The 15,783-nt window shown below is 63.8% G+C and carries 14 protein-coding genes; 6 read left to right on the plus strand and 8 right to left on the minus strand.

Annotated elements, in window-relative coordinates:
• The 4 genes from ACZ5KU_RS09665 to gloB form a co-directional block, all read right to left on the minus strand.
• Nucleotides 1-1,848: an extracellular solute-binding protein gene (locus tag ACZ5KU_RS09665; RefSeq protein WP_464737068.1), complete on the minus strand. Its 1,848-nt coding sequence runs from the start codon at nt 1,846-1,848 to the stop codon at nt 1-3.
• Nucleotides 1,845-3,674, minus strand: a complete 1,830-nt coding sequence (locus tag ACZ5KU_RS09670) for an extracellular solute-binding protein (protein ID WP_054057847.1) — start codon at nt 3,672-3,674, stop codon at nt 1,845-1,847. The genes ACZ5KU_RS09665 and ACZ5KU_RS09670 overlap by 4 nt, the downstream gene beginning before the upstream one ends.
• A 409-nt stretch (nt 3,675-4,083) precedes the next feature.
• Entirely contained in the window at nt 4,084-5,496 is a 1,413-nt protein-coding gene (locus ACZ5KU_RS09675) for a LysM peptidoglycan-binding domain-containing protein (protein ID WP_054057846.1), read from the minus strand.
• A gap of 100 nt (nt 5,497-5,596) precedes the next feature.
• Nucleotides 5,597-6,376: a hydroxyacylglutathione hydrolase gene (gene gloB / locus ACZ5KU_RS09680; RefSeq protein ID WP_054057889.1), complete on the minus strand. Its 780-nt coding sequence runs from the start codon at nt 6,374-6,376 to the stop codon at nt 5,597-5,599.
• Between the two features lie 74 nt (nt 6,377-6,450).
• Between gloB and ACZ5KU_RS09685 the strand changes: the two genes are divergently transcribed.
• The 5 genes from ACZ5KU_RS09685 to ACZ5KU_RS09705 all read left to right on the plus strand — a co-directional run bounded on the left by ACZ5KU_RS09685 (nt 6,451) and on the right by ACZ5KU_RS09705 (nt 11,479).
• Nucleotides 6,451-7,209, plus strand: a complete 759-nt coding sequence (locus tag ACZ5KU_RS09685) for a class I SAM-dependent methyltransferase (RefSeq protein WP_054063866.1) — start codon at nt 6,451-6,453, stop codon at nt 7,207-7,209.
• Between the two features lie 118 nt (nt 7,210-7,327).
• Nucleotides 7,328-7,780 (plus strand): ribonuclease HI, encoded by a 453-nt coding sequence (rnhA, locus tag ACZ5KU_RS09690; protein ID WP_054057389.1) that lies wholly within the window; start codon nt 7,328-7,330, stop codon nt 7,778-7,780.
• A complete protein-coding gene (gene dnaQ, locus ACZ5KU_RS09695) occupies nt 7,773-8,513 on the plus strand; it encodes a DNA polymerase III subunit epsilon (protein ID WP_464737069.1) in 741 nt (246 codons plus the stop codon). Before rnhA ends, dnaQ begins: the two co-directional genes overlap by 8 nt.
• 118 nt (nt 8,514-8,631) lie before the next feature.
• Nucleotides 8,632-10,887, plus strand: coding sequence for an Orn/Lys/Arg family decarboxylase (locus ACZ5KU_RS09700; protein ID WP_416772535.1), 2,256 nt, complete (start codon nt 8,632-8,634; stop codon nt 10,885-10,887).
• Between the two features lie 19 nt (nt 10,888-10,906).
• A complete protein-coding gene (locus ACZ5KU_RS09705; RefSeq protein WP_054057392.1) occupies nt 10,907-11,479 on the plus strand; it encodes a GNAT family N-acetyltransferase in 573 nt (190 codons plus the stop codon).
• A gap of 3 nt (nt 11,480-11,482) precedes the next feature.
• Here ACZ5KU_RS09705 and ACZ5KU_RS09710 read toward each other — a convergent pair whose 3' ends face one another.
• Together ACZ5KU_RS09710 and ACZ5KU_RS09715 are read right to left on the minus strand one after the other, a co-directional pair.
• Nucleotides 11,483-12,379, minus strand: coding sequence for a LysR substrate-binding domain-containing protein (locus tag ACZ5KU_RS09710; RefSeq protein ID WP_273825046.1), 897 nt, complete (start codon nt 12,377-12,379; stop codon nt 11,483-11,485).
• Nucleotides 12,380-12,478: 99 nt separating this feature from the next.
• Nucleotides 12,479-12,715: a hypothetical protein gene (locus ACZ5KU_RS09715; protein WP_054057394.1), complete on the minus strand. Its 237-nt coding sequence runs from the start codon at nt 12,713-12,715 to the stop codon at nt 12,479-12,481.
• A 219-nt stretch (nt 12,716-12,934) separates the two neighbouring features.
• Between ACZ5KU_RS09715 and ACZ5KU_RS09720 the strand changes: the two genes are divergently transcribed.
• Complete coding sequence (locus ACZ5KU_RS09720) at nt 12,935-13,492, plus strand: NADPH-dependent FMN reductase (protein WP_054057395.1); 558 nt, start codon at nt 12,935-12,937, stop codon at nt 13,490-13,492.
• Between the two features lie 251 nt (nt 13,493-13,743).
• On the opposite strand, the gene phnX is transcribed toward ACZ5KU_RS09720, so the two are convergent.
• The gene (phnX, locus tag ACZ5KU_RS09725) at nt 13,744-14,571 is read right to left on the minus strand and encodes a phosphonoacetaldehyde hydrolase (RefSeq protein ID WP_054057396.1); all 828 of its coding nucleotides are present in this window, start codon (nt 14,569-14,571) and stop codon (nt 13,744-13,746) included.
• A gap of 10 nt (nt 14,572-14,581) precedes the next feature.
• Nucleotides 14,582-15,736, minus strand: coding sequence for a 2-aminoethylphosphonate--pyruvate transaminase (locus tag ACZ5KU_RS09730; RefSeq protein ID WP_054057397.1), 1,155 nt, complete (start codon nt 15,734-15,736; stop codon nt 14,582-14,584).
• Nucleotides 15,737-15,783 lie beyond the last annotated feature (47 nt).

Genomic DNA, 15,783 nt, shown 5'->3' on the forward strand with positions numbered 1-15,783 from the left:
TTATGGTTGCCCCGCGCCGGTGCCGTTGGTGTTTTCCGGCGAAGCCACCGGTTTTGCGTCCGGCTTGATCCACCAGGTGGAGGTGCCGACATCGTAGGTCGGCGAGACTCTCGGATGGGCGACATGATCCCAGTAGGCAATACGCCAGGTCTTGATGTGCCAGTTCGGGATCACGTAGAAGCCCCACTGCAGCACCCGGTCCAGCGCCCGGGCGTGGTCGACCAGGCTCTGCCTTGAGTCGGCATTGATCAACTGTTCCACCAGGATGTCCACGGCCGGGTCCTTGAGCCCCATGAAGTTGCGGCTGCCGGGCTTGTCGGCACTGGCTGACATCCAGAATTCGCGCTGTTCGTTACCGGGCGAGCTCGACTGCGGGAAGCTGCCGACGACCATGTCGAAGTCCCGCGAGCGCAGGCGGTTGATGTACTGGGAGACATCGACCCGGCGAATCACCAGGTCGATCCCCAGGTCGCCGAGGTTGCGCTTGAACGGCAGCAGCACCCGTTCGAAATCGGTCTGGGCCAGCAGGAACTCGATGCGCACCGGCTTGCCCTCGGTATCGACCATCCGATCGTCGACGATATGCCAGCCGGCGTCGAGCAGCAGTTGGTAGGCGCGGCGTTGCTGGTCGCGGATCATCCCGCTGCCGTCGCACACCGGCGGCTGGTAGGCCTGGTTGAATACCTGGTCGGGAATCCTGCCGCGCAGCGGTTCGAGGATTGCCAGTTGCGCCTTGTCCGGCAGGCCGGTGGCGGCCATCTCCGAGTTCTCGAAATAGCTGCGGGTGCGGGTATAGGCACCGTTGAACAACTGCTTGTTGCTCCACTCGAAGTCGAACAGCAGGCTCAACGCCTCGCGCACGCGCACGTCCTGGAACATCGGTTTGCGCAGGTTGTAGACGAAACCCTGCATGCCGGTCGGGTTGCCGTTGGGAATCTGTTCCTTGATCAGCCGTCCCTGGGCCACGGCCGGGGTGTTGTAGGCATTGGCCCAGTTCTTCGCGCTCATTTCCAGCCAGTAGTCGAACTGCCCGGCCTTGAGAGCTTCGAGGGCGACGCTGCTGTCGCGGTAGTAGTCGGTGGTCATCACATCGAAGTTGTAGAACCCGCGGTTGATCGGCAGGTCCTTGGCCCAGTAGTCCTTGACCCGCTCGTAGCGTACCGAGCGTCCGGCCTTGACCTCGGCGAGCTTGTACGGCCCGCTGCCGAGGGGGAATTCCAGGTTGCCCTTGTTGAAGTCGCGGGTGGCCCACCAGTGCTTGGGCAATACCGGCAACTGGCCGAGAATCAGTGGCAGCTCGCGGTTGTTGGTGTGCTTGAACTTGAACAGCACCCGCAGCGGGTCCTCGGCGACCACCTCGGCGACATCGGCATAGTAGGCTCGGTAGAGCGGGGCGCCTTCCTTGATCAGGGTTTCGAAGCTGAACACCACGTCCTCGGCGCGCATCGGGTGGCCATCGTGGAAACGCGCCTCGGGCCGCAGGTAGAAGCGTACCCAGCTATTGTCGGGGGCTTTCTCGATCTTGCCGGCGACCAGTCCGTACTCGGTAAAGGGTTCGTCCAGGCCCTGGCGGGCCAGGGTGTCGTAGATCATGCCGATGCCGTCGGCCGGCACGCCCTTGTTGATGAACGGGTTGAGGCTGTCGAAGCTGCCGGAGGCCGACTCGCGGAAGGTACCGCCCTTGGGCGCATCGGGGTTGACGAAGTCGACGTGCTTGAAGTCGGCGGGGTATTTCGGCGGTTCGTCGTAAAGGGTCAGGGCATGTTGTGGTGCGGCGCCGGCGAAACCGGTCATACCGATCGACAGCAGGCCACCGGCACAGAGCAGTAGGGCGCGCAAGGGCATCATTGGGCTTTCTCCGAAGCTTTCATCCACCAGGCGCTCAGGCCCAGGGTGTATGGCGGCGTGGTGACGAAGGCGAACCGGTTGCGGTAGGCCAGGCGGTGATAGTTGAGGTACCAGTTGGGAATCATGTAGTGCTGCCACAGCAGCACCCGGTCCAGGGCGCGGCCGGCGGCCAGTTGCTCGTCCCGTGACTGTGCGGCCAGCAGGGCTTCGAGCAGGCGGTCGACCACCGGGTTGGCGACGCCGGCGTAGTTCTTGCTGCCCTTGACAGTTGCCTGGCTGGAGTGGAAGTACTGCCATTGTTCCAGGCCGGGGCTGAGCGTCTGGTCGAGGGTCATCAGGATCATGTCGAAATCGAACTGATCCAGGCGCTGTTTGTACTGGGCACGATCCACGGTTCTCAGGTGGGCGTCCACGCCAATACTGGCAAGGTTTTCGACATAAGGCTGGAGAATCCGCTCGAGGTTCGGGTTGACCAGCAGGATTTCGAAGTGCAGCGGCTGCCCGGCACCGTTCACCAGGCGTTGACCGTCCAGCTTCCAGCCGGCCTGCGCGAGCAGCCCCAGGGCGCGGCGCATGGTTTCGCGGGGAATGCCGCGGCCATCGGTGCGCGGCAGGCTGAAGGGTTGGGTGAACAGGGCGGCGGGCAACTGCTCGCGATAGGGCGAGAGCAGCAGCCACTCCTTCCCGACCGGCAGCCCGCTGGCGGAAAACTCGCTGTTGGGGTAGTAGCTCATGGCCCGCTGATAGGCATTGTTGAACAGCGTGCGGTTGGTCCACTCGAAATCGAACATCAGGCCGATGGCCTCGCGCACCTTGTCCTCGGCGAAGGCACTGCGGCGGCTGTTCATGAACAGGCCCTGGGTCTGCGTCGGGATCTGGTGGGCGATCTGTGCCTTGATCACGTCGCCGCGCAGCACGGCGGGAAAGCTGTAGCCACTGGCCCAGTTCTTGGCCTGATGCTCGATGTAGATATCGAATTCACCGGCCTTGAAGGCCTCGAAGGCGACATCGCTGTCCCGGTAGAACTCGACCTCGACCCGGTCGAAGTTGTACTTGCCGCGATTGACCGGCAGGTTCTCGCCCCACCAGTTTTTCACCCGTTCGAATACCAGTTGCCGGCCCGGCTGGACCCGGGTGATGCGATAGGGGCCGCTGCCCAGTGGCGGCTCGAAGGTGGTGGCCTTGAAGTCGCGGCCTTGCCAGTAGTGTTGCGGCAGCACCGGCAGCTCACCCAGGCGCAGGATCAGCAGCGGGTTGCCTGAACGCTTGAAGACGAAGCGGATCCGCTGCGGCCCGAGCACATCGACCCGCGACACTTCCTGCAGGCTGGTGCGGTATTGCGGGTGCCCCTCCTTGAGCAGGAGTCGATAGGAAAACGCCACGTCATAGGCGGTGATCGGCGTTCCGTCGTGAAAACGCGCCTCGGGGCGCAGGTTGAACACCACCCAACTGCGATCCTCGCTGTACTCCACCGTTTGCGCGATCAGCCCGTAGCTGGACGTCGGCTCGTCGCCGGACGGCGCATACTGGCCGGTGCCGACCATCAGGGTTTCGTTCAGTTCGTTGACGCCATACTGCAGGAAGTTCGGCGTTGACACCGGGCTGGTGCCCTTGAAGGTGTAGGGGTTGAGCGTGTCGAAGGTACCGAAGGCCATGACCCGCAAGGTGCCACCCTTGGGCGCATCGGCGTTGACCCAGTCGAAGTGGGTGAACCTGGCGGGGTACTTGAGCGTACCGAACTGCGCATAACCGTGGCTTTCGCTGATTGTCGCGCTTGCGGGGAAGCTCAAGGCCAGGCTGATGAAGAACGGGAGGAGGGGGCGCATCAGCTCAGGGATCCGGTCCAGACTGCTTGGGCTCTATGGATCTTACCTTAACAGCTTGTATCGGCAGGAAAAAGGCCGCTACTTTTGTCGGAACGGACTTGCTGGCTATCCGCCATGGTTGACTCTTCACAAACCCCTGTGGGAGCCGGCGGTCCGGCGCCCCGGTTTATTTGCGAATGGCCCTTGAGGCCCCTAGGCTGTGTACGAAATTGTTTGAAACGCAGGTTAGGCAAGGCAAAAACCGGCGAGGAAGCGGAGTTTACTGGAGTAAATGAGCATTCCGAGCCGGTTTTTAACGCCGCATAACCAAGTTTCAAGCGATTTCGTACATAGCCTAGAAGCTTCGCGGATGAATCCGGCTCCCCCAGCCTACAGTTCACTCATACACAGGTGTCTTGGTGATGGGTGATCAGCGCGGCTGGGAAACCGTGAGGATCTGCCCCGGCTTGAGGGCCTGGCCGGTACGCGGGTTGAGGCGCTTGAGGTGCTGCATTTCAACGTTGAAACGCTTGGCGACAATATAAAGGGAGTCGCCTTTCTGCACCTTGTAGGTCGTGGGGGTCGCTGGCTTCCTGCTGACCGAGGCGCGGACGTTGTCCTCCATCACCAGGGTCTGGCCGACCTTCAGCTTGTGCCCGGACAGCTTGTTCCAGCGCTGCAGTTCCTTGACATCGACCTTGTTGGCCTTGGCGATCGACGACAGGCTGTCGCCGTTCCTGACCTTGTAGCGACGGTTCAGGCGAGCCGGGCCATTGCTGGCGACGTTCTCGAAAACCGGCTTCTTCGGCCGCATGCTCACCAGTTCCTCGGGCTTGAGGTTCGACAGGCTGGCGGTCAGCAACTGCGCCTTGGAACTTGGCACCAGCAGGTGCTGCGGCCCGTCGAGGGTCGCCTTCTGCTTGTAGGCCGGGTTCAGCTGGATCATTTCGTCCTCGTCGATCTCGGCCAGTGCCGCGACCCGGGAAAGGTCCAGCGGCTGGTTGACCTCGACGCTGGCGAAGTAGGGTTCGTTGGCGATCGGGTTGAGGTTCACGCCATAGGCTTCCGGCGACATCACCACCTGGGACAGGGCCAGCAGCTTGGGCACGTAGTCACGGGTTTCCTGGGGCAGCGGCAGGTTCCAGTAGTCGGTGGGCAGGCCGAGCTTTTCGTTACGCTCGATGGCCCGGCTGACCGTGCCTTCGCCGGCATTGTAGGCGGCCATGGCCAGCAGCCAGTCACCGTTGAACATGTCGTGCAGGCGGGTCAGGTAGTTCAGCGCCGCGATGGTCGAGGCGGTGATATCGCGGCGCCCATCATAGAAACGGTCCTGGCGCAGGTTGAAGTTGCGCCCGGTGGAGGGAATGAACTGCCAGAGGCCGACCGCATCGGCTCGGGAATAGGCCATCGGGTTGTAGGCACTCTCGATGACCGGCAGCAGCGCCAGCTCCAGCGGCATGTTGCGTTCTTCGAGACGTTCGACGATGTAATGGATATAGAGTGTGCCGCGTTCGCTGGCGTTTTCCAGGAACGACGGGTTGCTGGCGAACCACAGCCGCTGCTGCTCGATGCGTGGGTTCACGCCCAGGCCGTCCTGCAGCTTGAAGCCCTGGCGCATGCGTTCCCAGACATCCTGTGGCGGCGTCGGGTTGGCTTTCTCGCCGGCCCATATCGGTTTCTGCTTGAGCCGGACGTTGAGATTCGGCGTCGGTTCGTTGCCGTTGTCCGAGGGATGATGAAAGCCCTGGCAACCCGCCAAAGTGGCGGACACAGCCACGGCGACCGCCTGAGCCAATCGCGTCAATGTGCCTGAATTGATGGGTTTGCGGTTAGGTGACGACATTGGCTGGAAGGTAGTTCCGGGCAAAAATGTCGGGCGATTCTAGAAAGCGCTCAGGGTCCGGTCAACTATCGAGCCTGCCCGAACCGCCCACCGCCGTGCCTCAGAACTGGTCTTTCCAGGCCCGCAGGGCAGCAAAAACCTCACTCGGCGACCGGTTGTCGCGGCCGTTCCGTTCGTCCGCTTTTTCTTTAACAGATGTTTCGCCGACCCGCAGGAATGGGTTGGTGCGCAGTTCCAGGGCCAGGTTCGACGGCAGGCTGATCCGCCCTTCGGCACGCCACTGGCCGACCTGTTCCAGTCGCGCGGCGATATCCGGATTTTGCGGCTCGACGGCCTGGGCGAAGCGCAGGTTGCCCAGGGTATATTCATGGGTACAGTGCACCGCGGTGTTGGCCGGCAGGGCCGCCAGCCGGCTCAGGGACGCGTGCATCTGCTCGGCCGTGCCCTCGAACAGGCGTCCACAGCCGGCGGCGAACAGCGTGTCGCCGCAGAACAGCAGTGGCGTTTCCTCATTCGCCTGATAGAAGGCGATATGCCCCAGGGTGTGGCCGGGCACGGCCAGCACCTGGAATGGCCGATCGAGTACGCTGATCCGGTCGTTGTCCTGCAGCGCCACGTCCCGGCCCGGGATGTTCTCGTGGGCCGGGCCGAGCACGCGGGCACCGGTGGCCTGCTTCAGGCGTTCGATACCGCCGACATGGTCATGGTGGTGGTGAGTGATCAGGATGTCGTCCAGTCGCCAGCCCGGATGCGCTTCCAGCCAGGCCAGCACCGGTGCCGCGTCACCCGGGTCGACCACCGAGCAGCGCCGTTGCGCATCGTCGCGCAGCAGCCAGATATAGTTGTCGGTGAAGGCGGGCAGTGCATCGATCTGTATCATGTTGGAGGTCGCCAAGCGGAAAACATTGGCGCATCTTAGAGGCTGGTATGGCTCATGGCGAGTTGGAGCAGACAATGACCGATAAAGCGTTCGCTCAGGCCGATCCTGACTGGCTGGCACTGGTCAGCGCGGCCCGTGACTGGTTGTCCGGGCCGCTGGGGCAACTGCTGCTCGATGAAGAGCGGCGCATGCTCGACGAGGAACTCGGGCGTTACTTCGGCGGTTACCTGGTCCATTACGGGCCATCGGCCGAGAACCCGCCGCAAGCGCAGCAGGTGCGCCGCAACGTGCGCCTGGGGGCGCCGTTGCCGGGTGTGGAGATCGTTTGCGACGAACGGGCGTGGCCGCTGAGCGAGCACGCGGCGGATGTCGTGGTGCTGCAGCATGGCCTGGATTTCTGCCTGTCGCCCCATGGCCTGCTGCGCGAAGCGGCGGCCAGCGTGCGGCCCGGCGGGCACCTGCTGATCGTCGGGATCAACCCCTGGAGTGCCTGGGGGTTGCGGCACGTGTTCGCCCACGATGCCCTGCGACAGGCCCGCTGCATTTCGCCCTCGCGGGTCGCCGACTGGCTCAACCTGCTGGGCTTCGCGCTGGAGAAACGTCGCTTCGGGTGCTATCGTCCGCCGCTGGCTTCACCTGCCTGGCAGGCGCGGCTGGCGGGCTGGGAACGTGTCGCCGGTCGCTGGCAACTGGCCGGTGGCGGCTTCTATCTATTGGTCGCCCGCAAGATCATGATCGGCCTGCGGCCGGTCCAGCAGGTGCGACGCGAACCGGTCGGCAAACTGGTGCCGCTGCCGCTGGCCAAGGTCAACCGGCGGCCCAGCGAGCCCTGATACCGCGGGCCTTCACCTGCAACCCGGGCAGTTTTCTTTCGCGGGCCGGCCTTGCCGGTCCGGGCGCCATCGGCCAGTCGCCGATGGCCCACAGGGCATTTTTCGATGGAAAGGTTGTATGAGCGATACCGTTGAACTCTTCACCGATGGCGCCTGCAAGGGCAACCCCGGCCCGGGCGGCTGGGGCGCACTGCTGGTCTTCAAGGGGGTAGAGAAAGAACTCTGGGGCGGCGAGGCCAATACCACCAACAACCGCATGGAACTGCTGGGCGCGATTCGTGGGCTGGAAGAGCTCAAGCGGCCGTGTGAAGTGCTGTTGGTGACCGACTCCCAGTACGTGATGAAAGGCATCACCGAGTGGATGACCAACTGGAAGAAGCGCGGCTGGAAAACCGCGGCCAAGGAGCCGGTGAAAAATGCCGACCTGTGGCAGCAGCTCGACGAGCAGGTCAACCGCCACAACGTGAAATGGAAATGGGTACGCGGGCACGTCGGCCACCCGGGCAACGAACGCGCCGACCAACTGGCCAACCGCGGTGTGGATGAAGTGCGAGGAGTCAAGCATGCGTAGTGTGGTACTCGATACCGAAACCACCGGTATGCCGGTGACCGACGGCCACCGGATCATCGAGATCGGTTGCGTCGAGATCATCGGCCGCCGCCTGACCGGGCGGCATTTCCACGTCTATCTGCAACCGGACCGCGAAAGCGACGAGGGGGCGATCGGCGTCCACGGTATCACCGACCAGTTCCTGATCGGCAAGCCGCGCTTTGCCGAGGTGGCCGACGAGTTCTTCGAGTTCATCAAGGGCTCGCAACTGATCATCCACAACGCGGCGTTCGACGTTGGCTTCATCAACAACGAGTTCGCCCTGCTGGGGCAGCACGACCGCGCCGATATCAGCCAGCATTGCAGCATTCTCGACACCCTGCTGATGGCCCGGGAGCGCCATCCGGGACAGCGCAACAGCCTCGATGCCTTGTGCAAGCGCTACGGCGTCGACAACTCCGGCCGTGAACTGCACGGCGCCTTGCTCGACTCGGAGATTCTCGCCGACGTCTACCTGACCATGACCGGTGGCCAGACCAGCCTGTCCCTGGCCGGCAACAGCGGCGACGGTGCCGACGGTGGAGCTGACCAGGCCAGTGAAATCCGCCGGCTGTCGGCCGAGCGCAAGCCGGGCCGGATCATCCGTGCCAGCGAGAGCGAACTGGCCGAGCACCAGGCGCGCCTGGAGATCATTGCCAAGTCCGCCGGCGCACCGGCGCTCTGGACACAACTGGCGGAAGCTGCAGCGCAGTAGGGGTGGTTTGTTACAAGAGATCTCCTTTCTCTTGTTTCAACTTCACATGTAGGACAAACAGCTTCTACCCTGAAGGAACAGACGGGCGGTGTCCCGTCGCTTCAGGATTGAAAAACCCATGTACAAGGATTTGAAGTTTCCGATCCTGATCGTGCACCGCGACATCAAGGCGGACACGGTCGCCGGGGATCGGGTACGGGGAATCGCCAAAGAGCTCGAACAGGACGGTTTCAGCGTTTTCTGCGCTGTCGATTACGCCGAGGGCCGCCTGGTCGCCTCAACCCATCATGGCCTGGCCTGCCTGCTGATCGCCGCCGAGGGCGCCGGGGAAAACACCCACCTGCTGCAGAACATGGTCGAGTTGATCCGCCTGGCGCGGGTCCGCGCTCCCGACCTGCCGATCTTCGCCCTGGGCGAGCAGGTCACCCTTGAAAATGCACCGGCCGATGCCATGAGCGAGCTCAACCAGCTGCGCGGCATTCTCTACCTGTTCGAAGACACCGTACCGTTCCTGTCCCGGCAAGTCGCCCGGGCGGCGCGCAACTACCTGGATGGCCTGCTGCCACCGTTTTTCCGGGCGCTGGTGCAGCACACCGCCGATTCCAACTATTCCTGGCACACGCCCGGCCACGGCGGGGGTGTGGCCTACCGCAAGAGTCCGGTGGGGCAGGCGTTTCACCAGTTCTTCGGAGAGAACACCCTGCGTTCCGACCTGTCGGTCTCCGTGCCGGAGCTGGGTTCGCTGCTGGACCATACCGGCCCGCTGGCCGAGGCCGAAGCCCGTGCCGCACGCAACTTCGGTGCCGACCACACGTTCTTCGTGATCAATGGCACCTCCACCGCGAACAAGATCGTCTGGCATTCGATGGTCGGCCGGGATGACCTGGTGCTGGTGGACCGCAACTGCCACAAGTCGGTGCTGCATTCGATCATCATGACCGGCGCGATTCCGCTGTACCTGTGTCCGGAGCGCAATGAGCTGGGGATCATCGGCCCGATTCCCCTGAGCGAATTCAGCCACGAGTCGATCCAGGCAAAGATCGACGCCAGCCCGCTCACCCGTGGGCGCCTACCCCGGGTGAAGCTGGCGGTGGTGACCAACTCGACCTACGACGGCCTCTGCTACAACGCCGAACTGATCAAGCAGAGCCTGGGCAGCAGCGTCGAGGTCCTGCATTTCGACGAAGCCTGGTACGCCTATGCGGCTTTCCATGAATTCTTTGCCGGGCGCTATGGCATGGGCACCACGCGCACTGCGGACAGCCCGCTGGTGTTCACCACCCACTCGACCCACAAGCTGCTCGCGGCCTTCAGCCAGGCCTCGATGATCCATGTCCAGGATGGCGGGGCGCGACAGCTGGACCGCGACCGTTTCAACGAAGCGTTCATGATGCACATCTCCACTTCGCCGCAATACAGCATCATCGCTTCCCTGGACGTGGCCTCGGCCATGATGGAAGGGCCGGCGGGACGCTCGCTGCTCCAGGAAATGTTCGATGAAGCGCTGAGTTTTCGCCGCGCCCTGGCCAATCTGCGCCAGCACATTGCCGCCGATGACTGGTGGTTCAGCATCTGGCAGGCGCCGCGGGTGGAAGGCATCGACAGGGTCGAGACCGCCGACTGGCTGCTCGAACCGCAGGCCGACTGGCATGGTTTCGGTGACGTTGCCGAGGACTATGTGTTGCTCGATCCGATCAAGGTCACCCTGGTGATGCCGGGGCTCACCGCCGGCGGTGCCCTGGGCGAGCATGGCATTCCGGCGGCGGTGGTCAGCAAGTTTCTCTGGGAGCGCGGGCTGGTGGTGGAGAAGACCGGTCTCTATTCGTTCCTGGTGCTGTTCTCGATGGGGATCACCAAGGGCAAATGGAGCACGCTGCTTACGGAGTTGCTGGAGTTCAAGCGCAACTACGACGCCAATGTCGGCCTGGCCAGTTGCCTGCCCTCGGTGGCCCGGCAGGGGCCGCAACGTTACCAGGGCATGGGCCTGCGCGAGCTGTGCGACCAACTGCATGGCTGTTATCGCAGCAATGCCACGGCCAGGCATCTCAAGCGCATGTACACGGTACTGCCCGAGGTCGCCATGAAACCCGCCGATGCCTATGATCGGCTGGTCCGTGGCGAGGTCGAGGCGGTGTCGATCGATGCGTTGCAGGGGCGGGTCGCGGCGGTCATGCTGGTACCCTATCCGCCGGGTATTCCGCTGATCATGCCGGGCGAACGTTTTACCGAGGCGACCCGTTCGATCATCGACTACCTGGCCTTTGCCCGGGCGTTCGACAGTGGTTTCCCCGGTTTCGTCGCGGATGTGCACGGCCTGCAACATGAAGACAACGGTGATGGCCGCTGCTATACCGTCGATTGCATCAAGGAATGAGGACAGGACAGTTCGCCCTATGCATTTAGTCATGAACCCGAAAGACCCTGAAGTCTCGGTCCGGGTGGCCGACGAGGGCTTCTCCGAGTACATCTGGGGCAGCGATTTCAGCTTCGAGGTCAGGGCCTATGGCCGCGCCGAGATGGGCCGCAAGGTCGAGCAGTGGCCCCTGAGCACCGTGGCTCCCTACCGCAAGTGCTATGGCATCGATCCCGAGGAATTCGCCAGCTACCGCGGCAAGGCGGACAGTGCGATCTTCATGGCCTACCTCGATGGCCGGCCTGCCGGACATGTGGTGGTCAGCACCAACTGGAACGGCTTTGCCCATGTCGACGAACTGGCGGTGGATGCCCGTGCGCGGCGTCACGGCGTGGCCAGGGCCCTGCTCGACGAGGTGCGCTTCTGGAGCCGGAGGAAGAACCTGTCGGGGGTGATGCTGGAAACCCAGAACAACAACCTGGGCGCCTGTCGCCTGTACGAGCGTTGCGGCTACGTGCTGGGTGGGATGGACCACCTGCGTTACCGCGGGATCGACGCCCAGACCCGCGAAGTGGCGCTGTTCTGGTACCTGCTGTTCGCGCCGCAGATCTGACGGTCAGGTCGGCGCCAGCATGGCCGCGGCCTTTTCGCCGATGATTTCCAGCAGGGCCTTCTGCGCGGGTGATGGCTCGCGCTCCTCGAGGGTCAGGGCATACAGGGTGATGGGGATGGCCGGCGATAGCGGGCAGACATCCAGCCCGCCATCCCTGGCCCCCACCGCCGTGAACGGGTCGACGATCGCCAGGCCTTCGCCGGCCTCGACCATGCTGCGCATCATCTGGTAGGTCTGTACCCGCGTCTGCACCTGGGGGGGCGGGCGCAGGCCCTGCAGCTTGCTGTCGAGCAGCAGGCTGAGGGTGTCCTGCTGTTCCAGGCCGATCATCGATTGACCCGCCAGATCCTGCAGGGAGATGTACTTCTGCCTGGGTTGCAACCAGCCGTGGGGGGCGAGCAGTTGCAGCTTGCCCTGGGCCAGCGCCTCGCAGCGGATCTGCGGATGTTCGGGATCGTGCAGGCTCAGGCCCAGTTCGATCTCGCGTAACAGCAGGCTGCGGACGATGTCGCGGGTGTGCTGGCTGGCCAGGGTGCAAGGGGTGTCGTGAAAGCGTCGGCGCAGGGCGGCGATGCCTTGCGGCAGCAGATGCTGGGCGAGCGTCGGGGTGCAGGTCACCCGCAGGGGCGGCGCCTGATGCTGGCGCAACTCCGCGGCCAGGCGCCGCAACGGTTCCAGTTCCCGGTACAGGTGGCTGATCTGCGGTTGCAGCTCGCGGGTTTCACGCGTCGCCTGCATACGCCCGCGCACCGTGGCGAACAACAGGAAGCCCAGTTGCTGCTCGGCCTCCTGCAGGGTGGCACTGAGCGTGGACGCCGGCAGTTGCAGCAACTCGGCGGCGGGGCCGAGGTTGCCGGTCTGCAGGATGGCCTGGATTGCTTCGATATGGCGTAGACGCATGCTTGAAGTCCATGTCCCGCACGGAGGAGGTCAGTGGACTGATCCTACCCCAAGTTGGCCTGCAAGACTGCAGGTCACCGTGCGTTCAGCCATGCGCCATCAAGGGGTGGGAAGTGTATCGGGCTCGCGAATCAGGGTGATGCCCGACTGGACCAGCAGGAACTCGTTGTCGTCGAGTTTATTGACCCGATCGCCAATGGCCAGTTTGTAGGTGGTGACGGGCTCCGTGCCGGCCAGGCCTCCCTCCGAAGGCATGGATTCCTGGAACTCATGCACGGAGTACACGCGTCCTTCCGCGTCCCGTGCATGAAATTGTCCGACGAGTACTGCAGCCATCTGTATTGAACCTCTGGAAATTAACTGCCGATTTGCGGTTCTGTAGACCTTGCCCGGCTCCGGGAAGTTTTGTCCCGGGAAAAAAATAGTCGGCCGATCCTGCCGGTTACAGCGTTGGCAAGGGGCCATATCCTGCGTTGTGCTGGGAAAAAATCTGACATTGGTTGCGGCTGATCATCTATACCTAAAGCTCCCTTGTCCCACGTTTCAGGAGTGCCCATGAGTAATGTCCATACCGTCGCTGTGCTGGTTGGCAGCCTGAGAAAAGAGTCGATCAACCGCAAGGTGGCCCTGGCCCTGGCCGAGTTGGCACCGGCCAATCTGAAGCTGAGGATTGTAGAGATCGGCGACCTTCCGCTGTATAACGAGGATATCGATGGCACGCCGCCGGCGGCCTACACCACTTTCCGCGAGCAGGTTGCCGCGGCCGATGCGGTGTTGTTCGTGACCCCGGAGTACAACCGTTCGGTGCCCGCCCCGCTGAAGAATGCCATCGACGTCGGTTCGCGGCCTTACGGCAAAAGCGCCTGGAGCGGCAAGCCGGGGGCGGTGATCAGCGTATCGCCGGGGGCGATTGGCGGCTTCGGCGCCAACCACCATTTGCGCCAGTCGCTGGTGTTTCTCAACGTGCCTTGCATGCAGCAGCCGGAGGCCTATTTCGGCGGGGCGGGCAGTGCGTTCGATGAGACGGGCAAGTTGTCGGAGCAGAGCAGGCCGTTCCTGCAGGGCTTCATCAATGCCTATGGGCAGTGGGTGGAGCAGCACCAGAAGGCCTGATGGCTCCAGGGCCCTTTCGCGGATAAATCGGAGCGCCGGATCGCCGGCTCCCGCGGGGTATTGGGGGGAGCGCAAGCCGGGTGAACGCCACAAGTCCCGATGGGGCCAGCGAAGGCGGTCTTGAATGCGCCAGAAGCTTCGCGGGCAACCGAGCGTCGGCCGGCCGCTCCTACCACACGGGTGTAACCCTCTGGGTGTCGGCGGTCCGGTTCATCCGCGAAGCGTTTAGCGATTCAGGCCGTTACTGGAAATCAGCAGGCCTGTGGCATCTCCCCGTTCGCCAACCGCTGGTTGATCTGCGCAATCACCTGCGGCAACTCGTTGATGGTGTCGATCAGGTAGTGGGGGCGGGAGCCTTCGAACAAGCCATGGATGCGCTGGCGCTCGGCCGCCAGGCTGGCGCTGTCCAGTGCCTGGTAGGCCTCGTAGTCCAGCCCCAGGGCGTTGCCGGAGCAGACCAGGGCCACCGTCCACATGCCCGCGCGGCGGCCTTCGAGAATGCCCGGAACCGTATCGTCCACCTTCACGCAAGCGGCGACGTCATCGATGCCCAGGGCAATCACGTTCGCCAATGCCTGGGCCGGCCAGGGGCGGCCGTTGGGCACTTCATCGGTGGCCACCACATGGTCGGCCACATAGCCCTTGCTGGCCGCCAGCTCGACCACCTTGGCCATCACCTGGGCCGGGTAGCCGGAACACGAACCGATCCTCAGCCCCTGTCGGCGCAGTTCGGCGATGGTCTCGAGTGCGCCGGGAATCAGCGCCGAATGCTCGGCGATCTTTTCGATCTGCAAGGGCATGAAGCGCTGGTAGATCTGCGTCACATCCACATCCCTGGGCGTACGGCCGAACACCTTGCGGTAGCGCTCGGCGATCTGTGGCTGGTTGCACAGGGTGCGGATGTGATCCCACTTGCCCATGCCCATCGGTCCGCGCGCCTCGTCGATGGAGACCTGCACGTCGAACTCGGCGAAGGCTTCGACGAAGATCTGGGTGGGGGCGAACGAGCCGAAGTCGACGACGGTGCCGGCCCAGTCGAGGATGGCCGCTTGCAGCCGGGTTGGTCGGGTGTAGTTCATGGTGGTTGCCTCAAGCACGGAAGTGGCTGTTCAGGGTGGGCGTGGCAACGCCCGGCACGCGCAAGGTCGCCACGCCCATCTCGCGCAGGGCCTCGCCGATGGCCTGGACCGCGGCCTGCAGGTGGTGGCGGGTGATGTCGCCAATGCAGCCGACGCGGAAGGTATCGACCTCGGTCAGCTTGCCCGGATAAAGGATGAAGCCCTTGGCCTTGACCCGCTCATAAAGCGCCTTGAACTCATAGTGCGGGTCCTGTGGTGCATGCACGGTGACGATGATCGGCGCCTGGATCGCCTCCGGCAGGAAACTGCGCAGGCCGAGCTTGCCGAGTTCCTCGAGCAGCACCTGGCAGTTGTCGGCATAGCGTCGCAGACGCGCCGGCTGGCCGCCCTGCTCGGCATATTGCTGCAAGGCCTCATGCAGGGCGGCGACCACATGGGTCGGCGGCGTGAAGCGCCACTGGCCGGTGCGTGCCAGGTAGGTCTGCTGGTCATGCAGATCCAGCGCCAGCGAATGCGAGTTGCCTCCGGCCTCGGCCAGGCTGGCCTTGTGGGCCAATACGAAGCCCATGCCCGGCACGCCTTCCAGGCATTTGCCGGAGGCGGCGATCAGGGCATCGAACGGCACCAGCCGGGCGTCGATGGGCAAGGCGCCGAAGGAACTCATGGCGTCGATGATCAGGCGTTTGGCATGGCGGGCGACGACCTCGGCGATCGGCTCCAGCGGGTTGAGGATGCCGGTGCCGGTTTCGCAGTGGATCAGCGCGACATGGGTGATCGCCGGGTCGGCGAGCAGTCGCTGTTCGACCTCGGCCGCGTCGCTCGGCTGGTCCTCGGCGCTTTCGAGGGTGCAGAAGGCCCGGCCCAGCACCGAGCAGATGCTCGCCAGGCGCTTGCCGTAGGCGCCATTGACCAGCACCAGCACTTTGCCGTCGCGGGGCACCAGGGTACCGATGGCGGCCTCCACGGCAAAGGTCCCGCTGCCCTGCAACGGCACGCAGTGATGGCTGTCGGCAGCGTTGACAATGGCCAGCAGGCGTTCGCAGACGCTGGCGGTCAGCCGGTTGAAGCGCTCGTCCCACGAGCCCCAGTCCAGCAACAGCGCCTGGCGGGTACGGGCCGAGGTGGTGAGCGGGCCGGGAGTCAGCAGGAGGGGGGCGGTACTCATGGGGATTTCCTTGCAGCGCTGATCATTGACGGGATACACGGCATACG

The organism is Pseudomonas sp. Tof1 (genome assembly GCF_055390395.1).